The organism is Bacteroides luhongzhouii, assembly GCF_009193295.2.
In the GTDB taxonomy this organism is placed as follows: domain Bacteria; phylum Bacteroidota; class Bacteroidia; order Bacteroidales; family Bacteroidaceae; genus Bacteroides; species Bacteroides luhongzhouii.
In genome coordinates this window covers 2,713,510-2,734,379 of sequence record NZ_CP059973.1, presented here as the reverse complement: position 1 = coordinate 2,734,379, position 20,870 = coordinate 2,713,510, and the positions used below count along the sequence as shown (strand labels likewise).

Genomic DNA, 20,870 nt, shown 5'->3' with positions numbered 1-20,870 from the left:
ATTTATTCTTTAATAATACACTTCCCACGATTTATCCCCTCTGCATTGATCGTCATTTGTCGACAAGTAGCATTATTATAAAAACTAACGTTCACTTTTCCATTATTATCAGTCCTCACATCAGGATTCCAATACAAAGTTCGACGAAAATCTATATCTCCCGGAACACTATTACTATGATTTACCTGATAGAATTCTCTTACAGGAGAAAAGGCTTTGAAAAAAGTATAACGCATTCCCTTCTTATACTTGTCATGCAACACATCGTTATATAAACGGACGATGAATAATACCAGCCTTTGGTTAGCCTGAAAAACAGCATCATATAAATGTCTCATACTATAAAAATCTGATGTTGGATCACTCGGAGGATAATAGCCATAATTACTATCTATGTTTCTCACTATCCAAGCCCGAAGATTTCCATCATACACTTCTATTGTTTTTATATTCTCTATCGGATGATCGGAAGCACCGATGCCCTTTCGCGGATTAACAGAACCTCCACCATCTAAAATATAACAAATAGCACTATTAGCATACGTATACGCAGTATCTACCATGTTTACCGCAGAAATATTTCTTTCCATATATTCCCCCAATGTTCCTGGATAATCCTTCCCTTGATCCATCAGCCTACTAATATCCTTTTCCACATTACAAACCAAATCCGGAAATATCTCATTCTTTATCTGTTTTTTCTTTATCACCACTTGGGGAAGATTCTGTATCATACCTAAAACATTACTATTGGCCAGACTATCTGAAGTATCTGCAAAAACAATAACCGTATCCTTCACCTGAAAGTCCGAAATAGAATAACTGCGGGCTTCCGGACTAAAAAGGCGGTCGAGCATAATCCTGCAATGTTTCGGTTTGCCTTTCGAAGTCACAGAAAGAGCCAGCTGCCATTCACCGTCTACTGCCGCATGATCCGGCAACAGGAAATGGAAACGCCCTTTTTTGTCAGTTTTGCAATGACCATGGAAAGAAGCACTATCCTTAACAATCCAAAATACAACATCCACATTCGCTTCCACCCTATTCTTGAGTAAAGATTTCACTACACCACTCACTGGTAAACCCTCTTCAGCATAATGTGCCACATGAAAAGGAGATACCCCCGCCATCACCTGCCAATTGTAACGGCGCCACCCCTGTACCATCATCAACAAGTCCAACTTCATACGATTACTACGGTCGTCCGTCCCGAAATATTGCATCGGATGAGCGATGTAACCTCGTATTTCAGAAGAGAGCAACAAGTTTGTCAGGATATTCTCATGATAACCAGTATGAATTTCTGTGCCGGCATCACGCACAGACAATGAAAAGCTGCCTGATACAGGATTACCGGACAAATCTTTCACAGCGAGTGATAGTCTCACCTTTTCTAAAGGTTTATAGAAAGGTTTATCCGCCTCCACCGCAACACGGCAATATTCTAACGGAGCACGATTAAAAGCCAAACGGTCTGCCAGAATTTTACCATCCTGATTATAAAGAGTAAATTGAAGGCAACCGGCAGGAAGTTTTCCTTTATCCAATTGATAAATATAAGGTTTATCACCCAAAACTAAAGCTTCTGCTGAATAAACTGTACCACGACATGATACAGAAACGGCTAAAGTATCAGCCGGCAAGTCCGGAGATTTTTGCAGATGTACCTGATAAGTTTCTGCATCCAAATCTGTCACACGCATCACATATCCTGAAGGAATAATGTTTGAAAAAGAAAAGTCATATTTCTTTCCATCATAATCGGCTACAATTTTATATGTAGTCTTATCAGGAATCATTTCAAAAAATCCCATACCTTGGTGATAAGTGGAGAAATATGAAACCAGTTCACCGGAAGAATCATATACCGCACCTGTTATATTCAAATCTTCTCCATTCTCTCCTGTAGCTTTGAAACCGATTCTCGAACGTAACCCAACCACAGCATTTCCTCCTTCAGGATAAAAGGAAAGGTTGACTTTCTTAGCTTTTGTGGTCTTTTTACGTTCGTCTTTCAAGCCAAAACCACTATTCATCTTCCGATCAGTATAATGCCCTTCTATTTCCGGAGAATCATAAACAGGAAATACACGAGAAAAAATACAATCGTCACCAAAATTCAACAGACTTCGAGTGTAAACACGAACTTCATAGAAACCACTATGATAACGGGAACTCAAGGCAAATTCACCATGACATTCGCCATTTTCAAGCTTTAATTGGCGGTCATCCACTACCATTCCTTGTGGAGTCAACAGCTCTACATGTAACACTTTGCTTAAAGTGGTGGGACGAAGTTGCTCTGCAAATACCGCATAAGCCTTAAACCAGATAGTATCACCCAAATAATATCCGGTATTGTCAAAATGAAGATACACCTTTTCTTGAGGGTTCAGTTGGTTGAATTGATTTATCGCTTTTACATAGCCAGGTAATGAACGGACACTTATAGATTGGGCGTATAATGGTGGAACTATTATAATATATAATAGTAAAATAGCGAAAATTGCTTTTATTTTAGTTATGTGTTTCATGACTTTTTAAGATTTACACAAGCAAAACTAGCCAAAAGGAATAATGAATACAAAAAACTTAGCAGGCTATTTCGAGACAAGGATTATTATCCATATTTATGTCATTTTTTCCATATACTGACCTATGATTTGCATTGGTTCATAATCGGTACGGTTTTGAACAATTCAATGCTTTTCTCTATAACATGGTCAATTCTTCCATCTCCTTCACTTTTCTCTGTTTCTTCGATAAATAAGGAGTTTGCAGGTGAATAGTCGGTCTTTCACCTTCTCTTCATCGTGAATCAAATCAAATGGCTGCTTCCTGATTTAACCATTGAACAAGATTAGTAAAGCTATTTCGTAATTAGTTTCAACCCTATTTGAAACTAAAAGTTTCACGCCGAGAAACAAAGTGTTTCATGCTTTGAAACGAAGTGTTTCACACCGAGAAACGAATAGTTTCAAGCAGTGAAACTATTTTTGAAACTAATCGCCACAGGTGAAGAGGTGGTGAAGTTGTTACCCTTCACCCGCAAACTCCTTATTCATCGAAGAGACAGAGAAAAGGTGAAAGAAGACATAGAAAGATTGAAAATAAATATCCGATGAGAAAATCCATTCTATTCTGTAATAATTAAAAACCGCACCGATTAATTACTAATCCGTTAATCACTATTTAATTCCTTTGTGCACCATTATGAACTTTCCAACTAAATTTCAAAAGAGCAACTACACCCAAACTTCATATTAAGGAGAGCTATTTTGAAATAGCCTCGATGAAACGAGGGGCATTATTATGTATACTATCCAACAGAGATTTAGTCTTTTCTCTATACTCCTCCTTTTTAATAGTATAGTCCCGCCAAGCCAAAAGGATGTCCCGATCCGCTTTGGGCATTAAATTGAGAATATGCAGGCATTTGGAGAAAGCAGGACTCTTTGACGCTCTTCGCCCATTCAAATAGAAAGATAACCAATATCGTACAACATTTGGATACATAGCATATTTCTCTAAGAAAATAAATTTCCCTTCCTCGGCATATGTGTATACCTCACTTAAAGATATACATTTATTATCTTTTAGAGTATCACTTTTTATTGTATCTTCTCGTTTAGTTCTTAAAGAACGCGTCTTACCAATTAGTTTCCCCCGTTCAATAATATATTTGTTGTAATCGTCGTTAATAGAAGTACCTGACACGTCACCATCACTTGCCCAGTCAACAACGCGCATCTGAATATTGCCAGGTTCTACTATAAAAGTTGTGCTATATTTAAGATATCTGCTTTTACTACAAAGAACTAATGCTAAAAAAGGTTCTTGATTGATCGTCCCTTCATAATAAAACACTTTATCGACCACCAATATACTGTCAATGAATGCTTGCTTTGAACGTTCATATTCACCTTGAAGAGATGAGAAATCATATAGCAATACATATTCATTATCCAAAGAATGATCAGGAAATTCACCTCTGATTGTGTATCTTTTTTGTCCATAAGATAGATGTAGCATAGATACGAAAATAAAAAAGAATAGATGTTTTATCATAATATTAGTCCAAATAAAAGTTTATCATTCACGTTGTAACAAAGAAAACCATTAATAGATTAATATAAAAACATTAACCGTATACAAATGTGTATACATTGGTAAATATACACACTTTGTATACGGCTTTTAAAGAAAGATCATTTTAAACGCAACGATTTAATAAAGTCAATAATCGTTTCATAAATAACATTCATTTTTAATAACAGATAAAGCTTACCACCACACTTGTTTACCATCTTCATAAGTAAAAATTCTCTCCTCCACACCATTGGTTAGATTATGTAAAATATATAATCGGCCAGCAGGTACATTTGAAAAATTTAAACTAAAATCGGTAGCAATCTGTTCTCCAAAAAATTTCCAAGAAGAATTGTCCCAATATTCCAAACGATATTGATTTCCCGGAACTATAAAGTTAGAATCTGTTTGAGGAACATATCTTACGCGCGTTATCTCATATGAATTATCCTTTCCTAAATCTAAACAAATATTACCTTTTTCTCCTTTATTCTTCTTAAAATAAGTATCAAAACTCCGATCCAAAGCCATCGTCCAATTTGTTTTAGTTTGCTTTATTGGTTCTCCGCTAAATCCACCTGTCAATAGAACTTCAACATTTGTCCCTCTCTTCTTCCCATAAAATTCTATTTCAGCCAAATTACCTTCTTTCTGTTCATCAAAAACTAATCGCACATACCTGTATGGTCTATTCACTGTTACGGTTGAATCAAAAATATCTTCATTCCCTAATTCATCAATTGTTATCAAAGTCCTGCCTGAAGAGAATTCTCTATCATCTGATACTTCTATTTTAGAGCCCAATAGTCCTTTCCTAAAAGAAGAAATGCGTGTGAATTTCGGGTATTTACGAACCAACCGCATATCTACATGATTTTTTGTGTAACATTGAATCAATTTTACTTCACCACTTTTGGTTAGAACAAACGGCTCTGTAGCCGAAATAAAAGTTCCATTAACATAAAAACCAGCCATATAACATACATCGCCTATCATATTTTGAAAATGAAATACCCCATCAGTCACCTTACCAAAATCAACAGGTACCCATTTCTTATTATCAAACACACAAATAACCCCATATGGATAGTTCTTATATTGTTTCATATCACTGCCCTTTATCTCCACATCATAGGTATTAAAATAAAGATGTGAGACATCCATGCGATTTGGATTTAGCATATAGTCAGGAACATATTTTCTCGCATCCCCATCAATAACCTGTGTTTCAAAAGTTTGCCGATAAATTTTTGCTGGTTTATAAGCCAATTTCATTTTCTTTCGATCTAATGCGTCAAAAGCAAGAAATGCTCCACTATCCTTTAGAACTGCCACCCATTCATGTCCACCAGCTCTGTTCCCCCAACAATTAACATAATCTATTGTTGCAGGAATGCCACAAGCACGTAAAGCTGCCACATAATACTCACAAAAATGACGACATGATCCTCTACGAGTTTTTTCTAATTGAGATTTAGTTAAAGATATCGCATAATTCCACATTTGCTTACTATTTTGGTATTTACGTACTTTGACAAATTCGTGATATAGATCTTTTATAATCCGACTTTCGTCAAACATAGAATCTCTTAGAGAACGCAATTCCTCGAATTGTTTTCTTCGCTCCGGCTCTATTGGCTCATTGCCAACCCGATAAGGCAATACGTATCTGCAGAATAGATTAAAATCACGCGTGATAAAATTAGGGGCTGTTTGCCATGCTTCAAAAGCCACATCAATATTATCTATTAAAAAAGATGCAGATAAAGTTTTCCTATCATATTCACGTTCAAATAGTGAAGGTTTCATTTTCCCATAAGTCTGAATTAAGGTATGCCAACATTTTTTTGCCAGTTCTGGTTCTGATGAGGTTTCTCCTTTTTTATTTAATTCATCATAAAGTGCAAAAATCGTGTCATAACGTTCAATATCCTCTTTACAATAAGCAAATTTGTCACCTATATTATCCAACAATAATGTTGCTGCCGCTAATTTCAATGAATCATTTTGATAATGTGCTAAAACTTTCCGTGTGATAATCCTATTTCCAGAGTAGAAATATACTCCCCAGCAAATAACAGTAACGCCGAGAAGCAAAAAACTTATTTTCATCAACGCTTTCATATCTTTATTCTATTTCATTCTTCAAATTTTCATTATACCACAGATTAAATAAAAAAGAGTATTGCTCATTGATTATTTTATTTATATCTTGCTCTACGGGAGGCATATAACTTCTGTCTTTAGAAAAAACACCTAATTCCATTATACTCCCTCTTTGTCGGTACAGACTAGCTTGTTCTAATTTTCCCTCTTTCTCCAATATGGAAGCTAAATTAAACCATACCCGGGATAGGTTGGGTAATTGTTTGCTAACTTCATTCAAATAGGACAGTGCTAAATCGTTTTTTCCTAATTGTAAAGCTATACTTCCCCATTTAGCTAATTCTATTACATTTAAAGGCTTTTCCTGTTTTTCTTTTAATAATCTGCCTACTACCAGCTCTGCGAATCCAGGTTCTTGTTCATTAAGTTCTTTCCAAAAAGAAGTCCCAAGAATTCGAGGATTTTGTAAGATACAAGATCTTAATTCAGTTGCAGCGTTCTCTAACTGATGCTGTTGTTTATATTGCTCATATAGTGTCCACCGGAACAATAATTTGTCAGGATAGAGTTCCGTCATTTTTCTAAGTTTATCTTCGTTGTGAACTGCATTTTCTTTTTCTGACCAGCAATATTCATAATAAGCCAGATGAACATCTAAGGGATTTTTTAATTGGGCTTGCTTTATACATGTCAACGCCTTTGGTATATTAGCCTTTCGATAAGCCATAGACTGATTAACTAATCTTGCAACATCATGATTAACGTTACAATTATATCTAAAAATATAAAATACACATATCCATGCCAAACAAGGTATAGCAGCTAAAATCTTTATATTCGATCGTTGCACAATCACTATTTCTTCTTTTTGCAGGAAAGCGATTAATATCAAAGCTGATAATCGGACACTACTGGAATCAAAGAATGTAGAAAATGTTTGTTCCCGAAGAAAAAAGGCGAACAGAAAAAGAAATAATAGCCACAAATTACGCTTCTTCGCCTTCACTAAGTAGTAAACTATGGATAAAAGAAATAATATATAAAATATCAGACCGGCATATCCGCCTTCAATGCCTATCTTAAAAAATGAATTCGCAGCGTATGAAGTATAAGAGTCAACCCTTTTTTCTCCATGCAAATAATAGTCCTTTGCCAATGTGTAATTGTTGAGTCCCACTCCAAAAGGATATTCTTTCAAGACATCCGTTGTTAATTGGAAGGTATTTATTCGGCTTTTCGTACTACGCTGTTGGGATACAGTCTCATTTCCATGAAGTGTTTTTTTTATTTCTGTAGAATAAAGGCAAACAACAACTAGTACTAACAAACAATAACCTTCACCAATAATTATCTTTTTCCTTTCGAATAGTTTCCTACGTTCCAGCACAATTAACAATATGATGAAAACAATACCTGCAAGATAAATACCTCGTGAGAATGAAACCAAAGCCAAACATAAGATTATTGCACCTGATAGTAAAGCTATACCTTTTATTATTTTATTCTCACTATAAATATAGACAGCCGTTATAATCCCGCCAAACAACCATTGAAGGCTACTCCATTCATTATTGGGTACTCCCAATGGTTTATATAAAAATCTGAAATCATAAAGAGAACTAAAACCCATTTCATGCACTGACACACAGAAAAGATAAAAAGAATAAAAGGCTAATGCGGATAAGACAGCAATACAAACGGTAAATGATGATAGCAATGACTGTTCTCCTTTCTTATCGTATGTGATAATATACCTCAAAAGAAAGTAATACAGGATATTTGATGTGAGTGTAATAAAAGAATACGCACTCCCTGCGAAATTAACAGTAGGTCCTATCCCTATATATGCCCATAAAAGGAGCAAACATAAATCAATGATAGTCAGTTTTATCATTTGCCTAGTTAAACAGACAGTAAGGCAAATAACCAAAAGAAAAGTACAGATAAAGTATGGATCTTGTACGTAGAAAAAACGCATAAGAAACATAAAAACCAACAAACAACAAGCTATTCTATTCATTATTTTTTCCATATTATTTTTCTTAATAACGGACTCAACATTCTATACAGCATATAAAGAAAGAAAAACAAAAACACTATTTGTAAAATACACTGTTGCAGATTCCCCCAATTTGGCATTTGATGATATGACAGATTCATTAATAATAGTTCAATCCTTTCAGGGAAAGTATGATAGAATCTGATAAAAAAAAGTGGTAGCATGTACAAGAAATAAAATCCGAAAAAGAAGTTTACCACTATTGTATAGATAACCAATGCTATTTTTGCTCCTTTGGAGAGTGACATTAAGTAAGGAACTTTATTAGTATTTTTATGCCTAAATTTGTTTATCATATACAGCATCCATTCTTTTCCTTTTTGACGTAAATTGGCAACACCTAAAACATCTGTCATAATCCAATATCCATCGAATTTAAAGAATGGATTTAGTGTGAGTAGGAAATTGAAATTCATAATCAATATGATATAGCTCAATAAACTACTTTGAGAATATAAATAAATTACCAAAAATGGAATCAAAAGTAATATCTGGAAATAGACTCCTCCAACATTAACAATACATCTTTTTTTTCTTGGAAGTTTCCAGACGCTTGATACATCTGTATAAAAGACTGGTATATTAATGTACAATCCAAGCCCGATCCCTCCATGAGAAATATCAAAATAGCGACAAGCTGAAGCATGTCCTAACTCGTGAAAAAGAGAAGAAAGAATAAAAAAGAATAGTAATCCGCTTAAAATATAAATATTCAAATTTAGGTGTTCTTTACCTATTGTACTGTATTCTATAAAGTAGAGAACATCCAAAGCTATAAAAAATAATATGACGAACAATATGAACCATTTATTAAATAAAGGAGCTAACAACGAGGAACATTTGTTGATGACATTCGCTGATATGAGTTCTCTATTATACAGAAAAGACTTTCTTTTGTTAGGAAGTTCGCTCTCTTTTTCCAACTTCTTAGCAAAATCATTTAAAAACGTCAAAATCTCCTCTTTCGAAAACTTTCCATTTTGTTTAGAATATTCTTCAATACTTGCTTCTTCACAACCGTTACATTTAAAGTAGGTCAGAAGTTCAGCCACATCTTTACCTATTTCAAAGAAACGTCCCGAAACCTCCATAAGAAAGGTTTCATGAAGGGAAGAAGTTGAAAATGGCCGGATTTCTATCTCTTGTAAATTCATTTGCTTCGTTTTAATCGCTTGATATAATTGACTGATTCGTATCTTGTATAACCGAGTTATCGAATTTATGTTTTTTCTTTCCAAAAGTGAAACGATAATTTACCGATAAGCTAATCACATGATCGCTGACGCGAGGTGTTCGGCTTTCACTTCTTCTTTCATAGCCAATTTGCTGAAGGCATCCCTTAGATACTGCCTTATACGGTGTTTGCATATGTAAATCAATATTCCAGTTATTAATGCTATAACTTCCACCGAATCCCAGCTTGCCGGGTAAGTGCCCTTTAAGCCCAGAATCATAATTCATAAAATTTACAGGTGACATATATCTTATATCGAAACTCCAACCATTTCGCATGTAGTAAAGAGAACAAGTACCCCACAGATCATTATGAATAAGCTCTTTCCATAATGTTACATTTGCATTATCATAAATTAGTACCGTTCTAATACTAAAGGTTTGAGGAATAAGATCGTATTGTATACCCAACTCGTAATGCTGTTGCACGCATTTCCCTCCATTAAAATTTTGATATACAAACATTTTTCGTTTGTCATCATAATAATATAATCCATAAGCTTGTTGATTACTTGTGTACAAACTAGCATAAGAAAGTATTGTCCATTTTGAATTTACAGTCCAAGTATAATTCAATCCTGCATTATATAACAAATAGTCTTTTAATTCTGGGTTTCCTACAAACATCTCGTACTCATTTCTTCTATATTCATAATTGGTACGATTTGAAATACTGGTTTCTGTGCTGCGGACAGTTCCTGTCAACTTCAACGAATGTCCCTTATGAAGATAGGAGAGTTTCAATGAAGGTATGAAAAAAGAACTGAACACATGATTTCCATTCGTCGTTGTATACGATAAATGTTCAGCAATGCTAGCTTGTAGATTAAATTTCTTCTTAATGCGATAATTATATGTAGCATAAAAACTGGTATTACCTTTATTTAAAAAGATCTCCGAATTTTTCCCCTCTTTTGTATTTAAGTTGTTCGTATGCGTAAAATTCTGATTTAGAGTCAAATTGACGGATGATTTATTTTTAAAACTTTTACTATAGTTACAATTAAGTTTTCCATACCAACTATCTTCGGCAGTAGCATTGGCATAAGAAGACATGACAACTTCATCTGTACACTGCTCATACCACCGATTGTAATCGTTGTTTCCATAACTTCCATACAACTCAAGTCGAAGTCCCTGCCTTTTGGGAAGAGTACGATTATAGCGTAATTGTAAAGCCGGATTCAACCTAACAGAATGTTTATATTCTTGCTTCACGAGAACAGCAGATGTATTATTATATCGTTGTCGGTTCCAGTTGTCATTTTCGGACATACTCCTATTCATCCGTAAAGAAGAATAAAATGTTTGCAACTTATCTTTATATATATAGTTCAGATAAGTTTTTAAATTGTTGTTATTATCCAATGAGGGTAGTTCATCATCTGTCCGGACAATGGTTTCGTTAGGGAAATGATAAAGGGTTTCAGTATATCCCTCGTCATGATTTCTAAAATGAGTATAACTGTCTGATACTGAAACTGCCCATTCTGATTTTCCTTCAAAATACTGGGCAGTTCCTCGTCCACTTCCTGTTGGTTTGTTCAATTGATGCCTTGCGTTTAAAGCGATTGTTCCTAAGTAATCCCGTTCTTTAAGTATATAATCTAATATAGTAGAAGCTTCTGGGTAATCGGGACGACCTTGAGAATAAAAATCTACACGTTTAATATCTTTTGGGTTTAGATTCTGCACCTCTTCCCGTGTTGCCTCATGTCCGTCAATACACAATAGTACGCTTTCTCTATGATAAGAGATAGTTGCACTTCGCGGGTCAGCTTCCAGCCCTGGAATCATTAACATGCGCAAAGCACTATATCCGTCATAAGAATGTCGTAACTGCTCGCGAGTAGGGAATACCATTATTTTGTCTTCAGTATTTATCCGGTTTTGGGCTAGAACAGTAACTTCCTGTATCTGTACCACTGTCTTATCCATCATTATTTCTCCTAAACGAATCAGAGTTTCTTTGGTCGGATTCAGGACTAGAGTAGTTTCTTTATAACCTAAATAACTAATTAACAACTTGTATTTTTGCTCTGTACACGGAAGTTTGAGTTCAAATTCTCCTTTACTATTTGTAACTCCTCCTATCACTAAAAGCGTATCATTTATATAGCAGCGTATAGTTGCCGCTATCAAATCTTGTTTCTTTTCATCTATCAGATGCCCCTGTATTTTCAGTTGTGCAAATAGTGAAATAGAAAAGATTACCATACAAAATAAAAGTATATATTTTCTCATGCTATTCAAATTCTAAAATCAAAAGCTTTCATATTTAGTATGTTCTCTCAAACTAATCAAGAGAACATACTAAAATTAAGCTTATTTACTGTGACCTTAATTTACGCCACAAGTATAAGAACCACAATGGCTTCCACAATGGTCTTCGCAATGAACGCCACAAGTAAATTCATCGCAATCTTTATCACAAGAATATGCTTCAACTCCATCAAAATCTCCAGATAGTAATCCACCGATAGCCAACGGATCGGTTTCTAACCGCTGTTCCAATTCTTCAACATAAAGAGTTGGCAACTCTACATTCAAAGAACGTAGTTCTTTTTTCTCATTTTGTTCCATAAAAATAAATTTTAATTAATATTTTATTTAATGCTTAAATAAGCCTTATTCGCAGCATTATGAACTATATCCTCCATATGCGTACAACGATGTTTCTGTAAGTTTTGTGCCGGACATCCACCGCCACACAGTAATGCGTATTTACAGCTTGCGCATATAGCATTCTCCAAAAGATAGGTCTTTCTCCAACGTTCTTCGACTTGCTCATTCCAAACAATATCATTATTCAAAGAATAATTACCTATACAATGTTCTTTTTGATTCACAGTCTCCCAGCATGTATAAATTCTACCAAATGGATCAAACACAAATCCACCCGTTTGAGCACTACAAAAAGTAGAACGAAAAGATAGAGGTTTACCTTGTTTTATCGCTGCATGAATTCTACGATATACTCCATAATCTTGGCAAGTAGATTCCAAGCCATGTTTTTTATGCCATTCTATAAAATCTTTCTGTGAGAAGTATTGATAGGCTTTTTCTGTACTATCGGAATAATTTCTTAATAATGCAGAGTTTATAGAAAATAAAGGGTTCTCTGTATAGCCCAAATCACAAAAAATCGTTTGTAATCCCTCTAAATCTTCTATATTGTTTCGATCAGCATTCACTCTAACTGAAATAGCAACTCCTTTATTCAAAGCAATTCCAATATTTTCTACAATCGTATCAAATGTAGGGTATCCTTGATAATGAATACGACGTTGATTATGACGTTCTCTAATGCCGTCTATCGTTATCTGAATAAAGCTAATATCTTCCGGCGAGAGAAGATCTTCATAATATTTCAGGTCATAACCATTAGAGATAGCAGAAAACTTAAATCCTAATTCTTTACCCTGTTCAATAATATAAGATATAATATTCTTATTTCTCTTTAATAAAGGCTCACCGCCATACAAGGTTATTGACCTTGAGCGTAGTCTTTCGTCTGGTGCTATCTGTAATATAGCTTGATAGGCTTTATCTACCATCTCTTTGGTGAATGCTGTTCCATCTTTCTGAATATCTTTTTCAAAGCAATAAGGACAACGAAAGTTACAATCATAGGTAATTAGAAAAGTAAAACCTTTACGTAGCATACTTTCTTTTCTAAAAAGTGCTGTTGCTAAACGTTTAAAGTATTCTTTTTCTTCATCTTCTGTTTGTAAAGTGATATATCCTCTTTTTTCAAGAGCATCTTTTGTACTTTCTTCACAAGGTAGCACAGCCCTATCAAAATAAGGATTTTCTATCAGAAACCTTACTATGGACTTATCTATTAAATCTATAGCACCGGTATAGCCATGTATTAATAGGCTATCGTCAGGTTCACTTTCTAATTCTATCGATATTGCATACGATGATAATCTGTATTTTTCCATAATATTAGTATGAATGAAAAATGTTTTTCAATGATAATTTGTTGCAAAAGAATACATTTCTAAGTTAAGAGAAAAATATTAACCATATACAAATGCGTATACATTTACTTATACACACATTCATATATGGTTTTACTATAAAAAAGAGAATTATTCTAAATACAATGATTTGACAAAATCTGTAATAGATTCACAAGCAACATTCATTTTTTTCTTCAATCTACTACGCCGTATTCTAAAAGAACTCTCTAAAACATGAAACAACTCTGAAATTTGAGCATTATTAAAATCAATACGTAATAAAAGAATGATATGTATATCGTCTTCCGAAAGTGCAGGATAATAATGTCTTAACTTATAGATAAAACCATCCTGATGAAGATTTATCCAAAGTTCTAATTTATTCCAATCATGATTACTTATTACAGACAGAGATGTGATATAAATTTGTGCATCATAAGCTGTTTTCCAATCATTCTGTATATTTGAAACAAAACATTGGAGTTCTTCTAAATCTTCTTTTTCATTCATATTCGGATATTCTGATTTACTACAATAATCTTCTATTTCACCAATTCACCATTGATATAAAGATTCTTGAAAGTAACATCTTTCGCCCCTTTAATATCATTTGCTCCTTTGGCTACATTATTAAAATGAGAATCCTCTACACTGATGTTATATACATGTTTATCATCCTCCAGCCCTATAATAAGCACACCCAATTTACTCTTCTCACAAGTTACATTCTTCAAATGCACATTACGGACAATCGGGTCAAACCCTCTCTTACATTTCTCCCGGTTCTCGTATTGCAGATTGATGCGAAGTACAGCTTCACGACATTGTCCTACCGTTACATTACGCACATATACATTTTCTATAAGTCCTCCACGGCAAGTGCTCGTCTTAATACGAATGACACGATCCAGATTCGGGCTATCCATCCGGCAATCTTCTACAAACAAATTACGGTAACCACCGGAAATCTCACTGCCAATCACTACTCCTCCATGTCCATTCCTCATCATGCAACCACGTACGATAATGTTCTCACTGGGAATATTCCATTTACGTCCGTCTTCATTACGTCCTGATTTAATGGCAATACAATCATCACCCGTATCAAATGTACAATTCTCAATCAACACATTCTTACAAGATTCAGGATCACATCCGTCTCCGTTAGGTCCACGATTGAAAACAGTCACTCCGCTAACAATCAAGCTCTCGCAGAAAAGAGGATGAATCACCCAGAATGGAGAATTTAACAAAGTAACACCTTCAATCAAGATGGTGTGGCAGGAATGTAAGTTCAATAGCTGCGGACGCATGCCATCTTCCGGCTTCATCAGACGTTTGTAAACAGGAGTAGATGTTTCACCATACATCAACAGACGTTCACGACCTCCATTGCGTTGAGCCACCATGCCTTCTTTCCAACCATACTTTACGGCTCCACACATCGGCCACCAAGTTTCCATGCTACCTTGTCCGTCAATAATGCCTTTTCCGGTTATGGCAATATTGCTTTCACCATAAGCATAAATCAAGGGGTGAGCATTATAGCAATCAATTCCTTCCCAACGGGTTAAAACAGCCGGAAAATAAAGGCTTTGATCTGTAGAGAATTTCAAAACAGCTCCCTCTTCGAGATGGAAATTCACATTGCTCTTTAAAGTAATAGGTCCGGTATAAAAAGTGCCTTTAGAAACAATTACTGTGCCACCTCCTGACAGACTGCACTGTAGAATAGCCTGATTAATGGCTTCATGGCAAGGATTAGCCTCATCATCCGTTTTTGCTCCAAAATCAGTTATAAGGAATGTTCGTTTCGGAAAAGAGGTCCGTTTAATCTGTTTTTCGATACGGGCGCTTTCTTTAAATGCTTTATCAAAATCAACAGTATTCGCAAATGTTACCTCTGCCACAAAAAGCAACATCAGTAGTAAATTAATAGTTCTTCTCATCATAATTCTTATCCTTTTATTAATATGTTATTTTTATTTTATTGCAATGTAACTCCCATCAGACCGATAACAACATCGTTTGAAAGTGTTTCCAACGTCAGATGACTTAACTCTTTGGAAGGATTCAGAGGCATATCCAAAAGTATGCCCGCTCCCCCCTCAATGGAACGTCCATAAACACCCTTTATTCCTAAGTCTTTTCCCAAGTCATTGCTAACCAAACCCGTCTTAAAATGAATGCGATAAGGACGGGGAGAAACAACGGTGAATGCCTGACCATCAACATAGAAATCCTGCTCAATAGGACACCAGTTATCCGGATTCACTAATTCCAATACATCAGAAGTTCCATCTGTATAGTATACACGAACAATACCATTAGCAATGCGACACTGCATGTGATTGGTACTGCCTGCCATCATTAAATAGGCATGAGAAGCCCGACCGGAAAGCGGAATACTTAAACTGTCGGGATAATTATCCCACAACGAAGTAAAAGCAATATTGCTTCCTTGAGCCAATGTTCGGAATGGCACACCCAGTTTGGTAGTCAGCATTTCATCACGTACCAAGGCACGCAAACCTGTATCATCAATATCAGCAGTTAATTTCGGATGACACCACTCGCCAATGCCCTGAACAGGAAGTTGTAAAGTGGTATAAGGCGAACGGGGTGTCAGATACTCATTCCGGAAAATATCAGTCACATTCGCATTGAACAAAGAATCCATATTCATCACCCGGCACTCTGACGTATTTACCTGTGAGAAAGGAAGAATGACCGGTGATTTTTCCGATTTTGTAATCTGTACGTTTACAGGCTGCCACCATTCCATCTGTCCTTGTTTCATGCGAACAAAGAATGTATGATGCCCCAAATGATCATTAACCTTACTTCTTATAGATGTATCACTAACATTCGGTTGTATCAGCACTCCCTGCGGATCATATATTTCACCGAATACCGCCCCTAAAATGGATGGAATACGGATCTCCGCTAAAGCCTCCGCCTGTATTTCAGGCAGAACCGGATTCAGACAGTTTCCTTTCCACACAATTTCAACAATTGCTTTTTTGGCAGAAGAAGCAGGAATAACAACCACCGGATAACCGGAAGCAGCTTCCGCAAAGCTCCAGTCAACTTCTTTCCCATTTACTTTCACAGAATGAATCCTTTCTCTTCCGACATTCACTTGTAACGTCAATGCCAAAGGTGCCTTAAAACGTTGCTCTATCCGGTAAATATCTGTATCATTCTCACTGACAAAGTGATAGGTTATGTCAGGCAAAGAAATAGAAGCTTTTGACCATCCTGCGGGAAATCCCGGACGAATCACCATCTTCCCGCTCAATACATCGGGTAAAATGCCATACAACCCCTGTACCAGTAATCGGGAAGCTACCCCTATCGGATCTCCAAAGTCACGATAACACTCTCCACGGGCAGCATCATAAAAGCTGACTTGCCCCAAATTGCCGGGACTGTTACCTAAGTACATACCATCCAGAAATGAACTTTTCATCAATCGATATGCTTCCTCCGGACGTCCTGCCTGAAAATAAGCCAAAGCTGTATGCATCACCTCTGCGAAAGCCACATTATTGATACTCCAGGAATAAGGTAACCAATTGGTAGTGGCAATCGTTGCATATCCCTCTTCCAGTCCATCGGCATACACGGGGATATGTGGTATTTCCGTATCAACATACCGTGTAGCCTGATATGCTTGAAAAGGATCGGCAACGTCGCTATCAAGTGCATGGTATATAGTCCATAATCCCGGACTTTCGTGAAGCCGGCGATGTCCCATAAAATCCTGATATTCCGCCCAACAACCTTTGCTCTGCATCCAAAGACGCTTATTCATCGCTTTCAATATTTGCTCGGCTTCGTTCTGATAAGGTGAAGGGTCTTCGCTTATTAAAGAAGCAAGAAAAGCAGCCATTTTATTGGCACGGTAGTTATAAGCCGACGAATGGGTGACTGCGCCACTGTTGTAGTAAAGCGCATCACTTGCCCAAATACAAGCGTATGCATCATATAAACCATCATTGTCCGGATCATAATTTAATTTTTCCCAAGCTAGATGGCGGGTAATCACAGGCCACATTTTGCGGACATACGCAGTATCTCCCGTCCAGTTGAAGTGCCATAACAATTCATCCATGTAACAAAGATTCATGTCATAGTGGTGCATCTGATTGTTACGTCCAGGATTCCGGCAAATATACCCATTACTATATTGAGGAGTTCCCCAACGTTTTTCCGAACGCGCCAGATTCATTGTAGAATCTTGTGCCGGATGAGGTATTGTATTCGGGACATCAGTCACCTGACTGGCTGCATAAGCATCAAAATGGGTCCGTGCCCGGTCATGCCAACCTAAGGCATCACCAGTATATCCGGCCCTCCATCCACTTAACGGCATACGCCAGCCAATAGCACCGTGCAACCAAACCTGTCCGTCCCAAATTCCATCGGCAGCTGCGACCAATGCACCACCCAACGTGTTCAAATAAGGGTCCGGCGTTTCTATCTTCAAATGAGAAGCCAATGCCAAAGAGGCTGCCTCCGCTTGTTGATAGAGTTTACGGACATTATAGCCTTCGGGAACCTCCCCACGTACCAAGTATACTTCTTTCTGCAAAGCAAGTTCACCTGTGACAAGGTCGGTCGCTTCGGCAGGAAGTTCGAAGCAATCAGCCGGGTCTACCCCCATATCTCCATTACGACTCAAACGTTTTCCGGTAGCTCCCCCATGTTGCCAACGAAGTATAGCTCCTTTAGGCATATTCGAAGGAGAAAAACGCCAAATAGCTCCATCCATATCGGCTAATGCCAATACTGAAATACGCAGTTCTCCTTTTCCCCAAGACGGGTCTGTCAAATAATAGGTACGTTTTCCAGCCGAATAACGGGATTCACAATACCCGGTGCGATCAAGCGCCAATTCTGTTCCGTCACGAAGAATGACTTTGAAACTTATATTTCCTCCGCGTCCGTTATTATAAAAAGCAAAAACCGGTCGGTCACTTGTTTCTACCCGGAAGGGACTGTGACTACCGTACAAAGCACGGGTATACCGATTCTTACCATTGACACAAACAAACTCATCACCATCGGGACGATATTGCAACGTCCTTTTTGTACCTCGCAGATGTTCATTCAAGGAGATGGATTCTTTAAAGTCACCGATCTGCTTTGCCTCTCTTTGAGCATTTAATGGTATCACCGACAACATCAAGAGGCAACAAACAGTCAGCTTTCCTTTTAAAATAAGATTCAGATGAAAATAACTCATATTTTTTTGTGTTTGATTATGGTAATGGCTTCAATCCTTCCCAACGGACATTCCAAGTTCCATCTTTCGGAAATCCCGGATTAGTCTCCGTACATCCGTCCCAACCGGCACACATCATCGCAATAGCAGTCAGCAAGCCGCCATTACCCGGTAAATAAATACGTAAACGACCGTCCTGATAATTATGACCATTCGGCAAGTATGTGTTTGTGCGTTTATCCATCAGTAAAGCTCCGACGGCCTTTTCCGGTTCACCCAAACGGGCAGCATTCATAGCCGTCATCGGATAATCCCATCCCCAGGTTTTACCCCAATTCCAGTTATCCCAAATCCAGTGCAATGTATTTTTCATATAATCTTCCCGGATAAGTTTATTCATCGGAAGAATACCGACTGCACCTAATACTGCCATGTGATCGGAAGTATAACGAATATCTTTATAAGTATCTATGGCTGTTTCAGCAGCCAGATAAAGTCCTTCATTATTAGATGCTAAAGGGGAAAGTTTATCGATCATTTCATCCCATTCCAGACTACGTTGCTGTCCCATACGCTCACGCCATTGTTGGGCGGTCTGCATGGCAAAATGCCAGTAAGAAAGTTCGAAAGGAGGATTAACTGTTTCTGCAGCACGCAACGTTTCTTGTGCAGGAATGGCACCTTTCAATACGTAACGTCCTTCCAGTTCATCGTATGTAGCAAAAGAGTACATAAATTCTGCAGTCTCCTGTACCAAACGATTATATTTCTCCAATACTTCTTTAGTCGGATCAGCACGATAAAGTAATTCTGCCAAATAAATTAAATGAGGTTGTTGCCAAATCAGAAAACTTCCTACTTTGGAAGGGGCTTCTGTTCCTGAAGGATCGGTCATTTTCATCCAGCGAACACCATCAAACCCTTGTCTTTGGGCTATTTGACGCGCTATCGGTTCAGCCTTTTCATACCAGCCTAATGTACGGTCAAGTAAGTTGCTACGATTCCAAAGAGCAAATTGAGCTTCGTGCCACCAGATCATTTCAAGATGAAATTTGCCAAACCACGAATTATAGGTAAGCCCCGTCTCTTGCGGAGGAGTAGTACCTGCACTCTGAATAGCAAGCAAATATTGGCTAAGTACCACACGTCGTTCCAGTTCTTTGGCCCGTGGGTCTGTACATGCCGAAAAGTCAACAGCTGCGCCTTCCTTCCAAAACGAGTTCCAATAGTTTTTTGCTTCTTCTTGAGTTTGTGCTACAGTAACAGGCTGCGTTGAAGGAGCTGTACTAGTAAAAGCACATGTAAAAGCTAAATGATCGTCCATTGGAGTCAGAACTAAATAATGTTTTGCTTTCTCATTGAAAGTAGCCTTCCCTTCCCAATACAAAGTTACGAAATACTCTGTGCTATCTAAAGTATGTTTCAAAACTGCGGAAGATTCATTTTGAGTAACAATAGTCGTTGTATGTTTATCAACGGCTTCCCAATTACATGCATCATCACAATGAGCGCCCGTAGGATACGGAAAGCGAAAACAAATCCCGGTATGCGCCTTAGAGGTAATATTTGCAGCAATCATATCATTAGAAGGATGACAGACTGTCTCCACTTGATAATCTTCACCGTTTAATTTAAACCGGCTTTCGATTTTTCCATCCCACAAGCAAAGTTTCTGATGAACATCAGTTACCTGTTCAATATCCGTACCTTCTTCCACGTCAAAACCGACAATTCCTAAATGAAGACGATGCGGATTGACACGAAACCAATTAGCGGCATCCTGCTGTCTGCCTTCTTCTTTGAATTGAGTAGCGTAAAGTTCTTTCTTTCCCCTGCCAAAATCGTATTCTTTCAGGGTTTCTTCCGAAGTAAGCCGGTCCGGATTGGCGAAGCTATGCCAACCCCACTGGCTCTGCGTTCCCAACGGAACTCCTTTTTTATAATTGTCCGGAAACGTCTGTAATCCGGTTATGTCTACCGTATAAGCAAACTCTCCATTTCCTACAGAAAGTGAAGCTAATGAATCGAATGCCGTCACAACAGGACTATTCCTTTCCACTAATGCCTCGCGGTCAATTATCGGCTGATTTCCATCTCCGCAAGCTGTCCAAATAAAAAGTGCTGCAATAGATACTGCGAATGTTTTCATGATTCTTTATTATTGTTATTTACAAAAGTATTTATA

Annotated in this window: 12 protein-coding genes; all 12 read right to left on the bottom strand. The window is 37.2% G+C overall.

Translation table 11 applies throughout. The features are described 5' to 3' along the window. Positions 1–2: 2 nt before the first annotated feature. Positions 3–2,534: a hypothetical protein gene (locus GD631_RS09700; protein ID WP_143258034.1), complete on the bottom strand. Its 2,532-nt coding sequence runs from the start codon at positions 2,532–2,534 to the stop codon at positions 3–5. A gap of 739 nt (positions 2,535–3,273) precedes the next feature. After that, a complete protein-coding gene (locus tag GD631_RS09695) occupies positions 3,274–4,068 on the bottom strand; it encodes a DUF4369 domain-containing protein (protein WP_143258033.1) in 795 nt (264 codons plus the stop codon). Between the two features lie 216 nt (positions 4,069–4,284). Continuing rightward, positions 4,285–6,213, bottom strand: a complete 1,929-nt coding sequence (locus GD631_RS09690) for a transglutaminase domain-containing protein (RefSeq protein ID WP_143258032.1) — start codon at positions 6,211–6,213, stop codon at positions 4,285–4,287. Between the two features lie 4 nt (positions 6,214–6,217). Beyond that, on the bottom strand, positions 6,218–8,227 hold the full coding sequence (locus GD631_RS09685) for an O-antigen ligase family protein (protein ID WP_223225819.1): 2,010 nt from the start codon (positions 8,225–8,227) through the stop codon (positions 6,218–6,220). After that, positions 8,215–9,408, bottom strand: coding sequence for a zinc metalloprotease (locus tag GD631_RS09680; RefSeq protein WP_143258030.1), 1,194 nt, complete (start codon positions 9,406–9,408; stop codon positions 8,215–8,217). Before GD631_RS09680 ends, GD631_RS09685 begins: the two co-directional genes overlap by 13 nt. Before the next feature lie 10 nt (positions 9,409–9,418). Then, entirely contained in the window at positions 9,419–11,731 is a 2,313-nt protein-coding gene (locus GD631_RS09675) for a carboxypeptidase-like regulatory domain-containing protein (RefSeq protein ID WP_143258029.1), read from the bottom strand. Positions 11,732–11,827: 96 nt separating this feature from the next. Then, positions 11,828–12,070: a hypothetical protein gene (locus tag GD631_RS09670; RefSeq protein WP_143258028.1), complete on the bottom strand. Its 243-nt coding sequence runs from the start codon at positions 12,068–12,070 to the stop codon at positions 11,828–11,830. Positions 12,071–12,093: 23 nt separating this feature from the next. Continuing rightward, on the bottom strand, positions 12,094–13,434 hold the full coding sequence (locus tag GD631_RS09665) for a radical SAM/SPASM domain-containing protein (RefSeq protein WP_143258027.1): 1,341 nt from the start codon (positions 13,432–13,434) through the stop codon (positions 12,094–12,096). Between the two features lie 150 nt (positions 13,435–13,584). Further along, complete coding sequence (locus GD631_RS09660; RefSeq protein ID WP_004301645.1) at positions 13,585–13,965, bottom strand: hypothetical protein; 381 nt, start codon at positions 13,963–13,965, stop codon at positions 13,585–13,587. Positions 13,966–13,997: 32 nt separating this feature from the next. Then, positions 13,998–15,407 (bottom strand): glycoside hydrolase family 28 protein, encoded by a 1,410-nt coding sequence (locus GD631_RS09655; protein ID WP_185911619.1) that lies wholly within the window; start codon positions 15,405–15,407, stop codon positions 13,998–14,000. Positions 15,408–15,442: 35 nt separating this feature from the next. Next, positions 15,443–18,706, bottom strand: coding sequence for a DUF4450 domain-containing protein (locus tag GD631_RS09650; RefSeq protein ID WP_143258026.1), 3,264 nt, complete (start codon positions 18,704–18,706; stop codon positions 15,443–15,445). 16 nt (positions 18,707–18,722) lie between these two features. After that, complete coding sequence (locus tag GD631_RS09645; RefSeq protein ID WP_143258025.1) at positions 18,723–20,834, bottom strand: hypothetical protein; 2,112 nt, start codon at positions 20,832–20,834, stop codon at positions 18,723–18,725. Positions 20,835–20,870 lie beyond the last annotated feature (36 nt).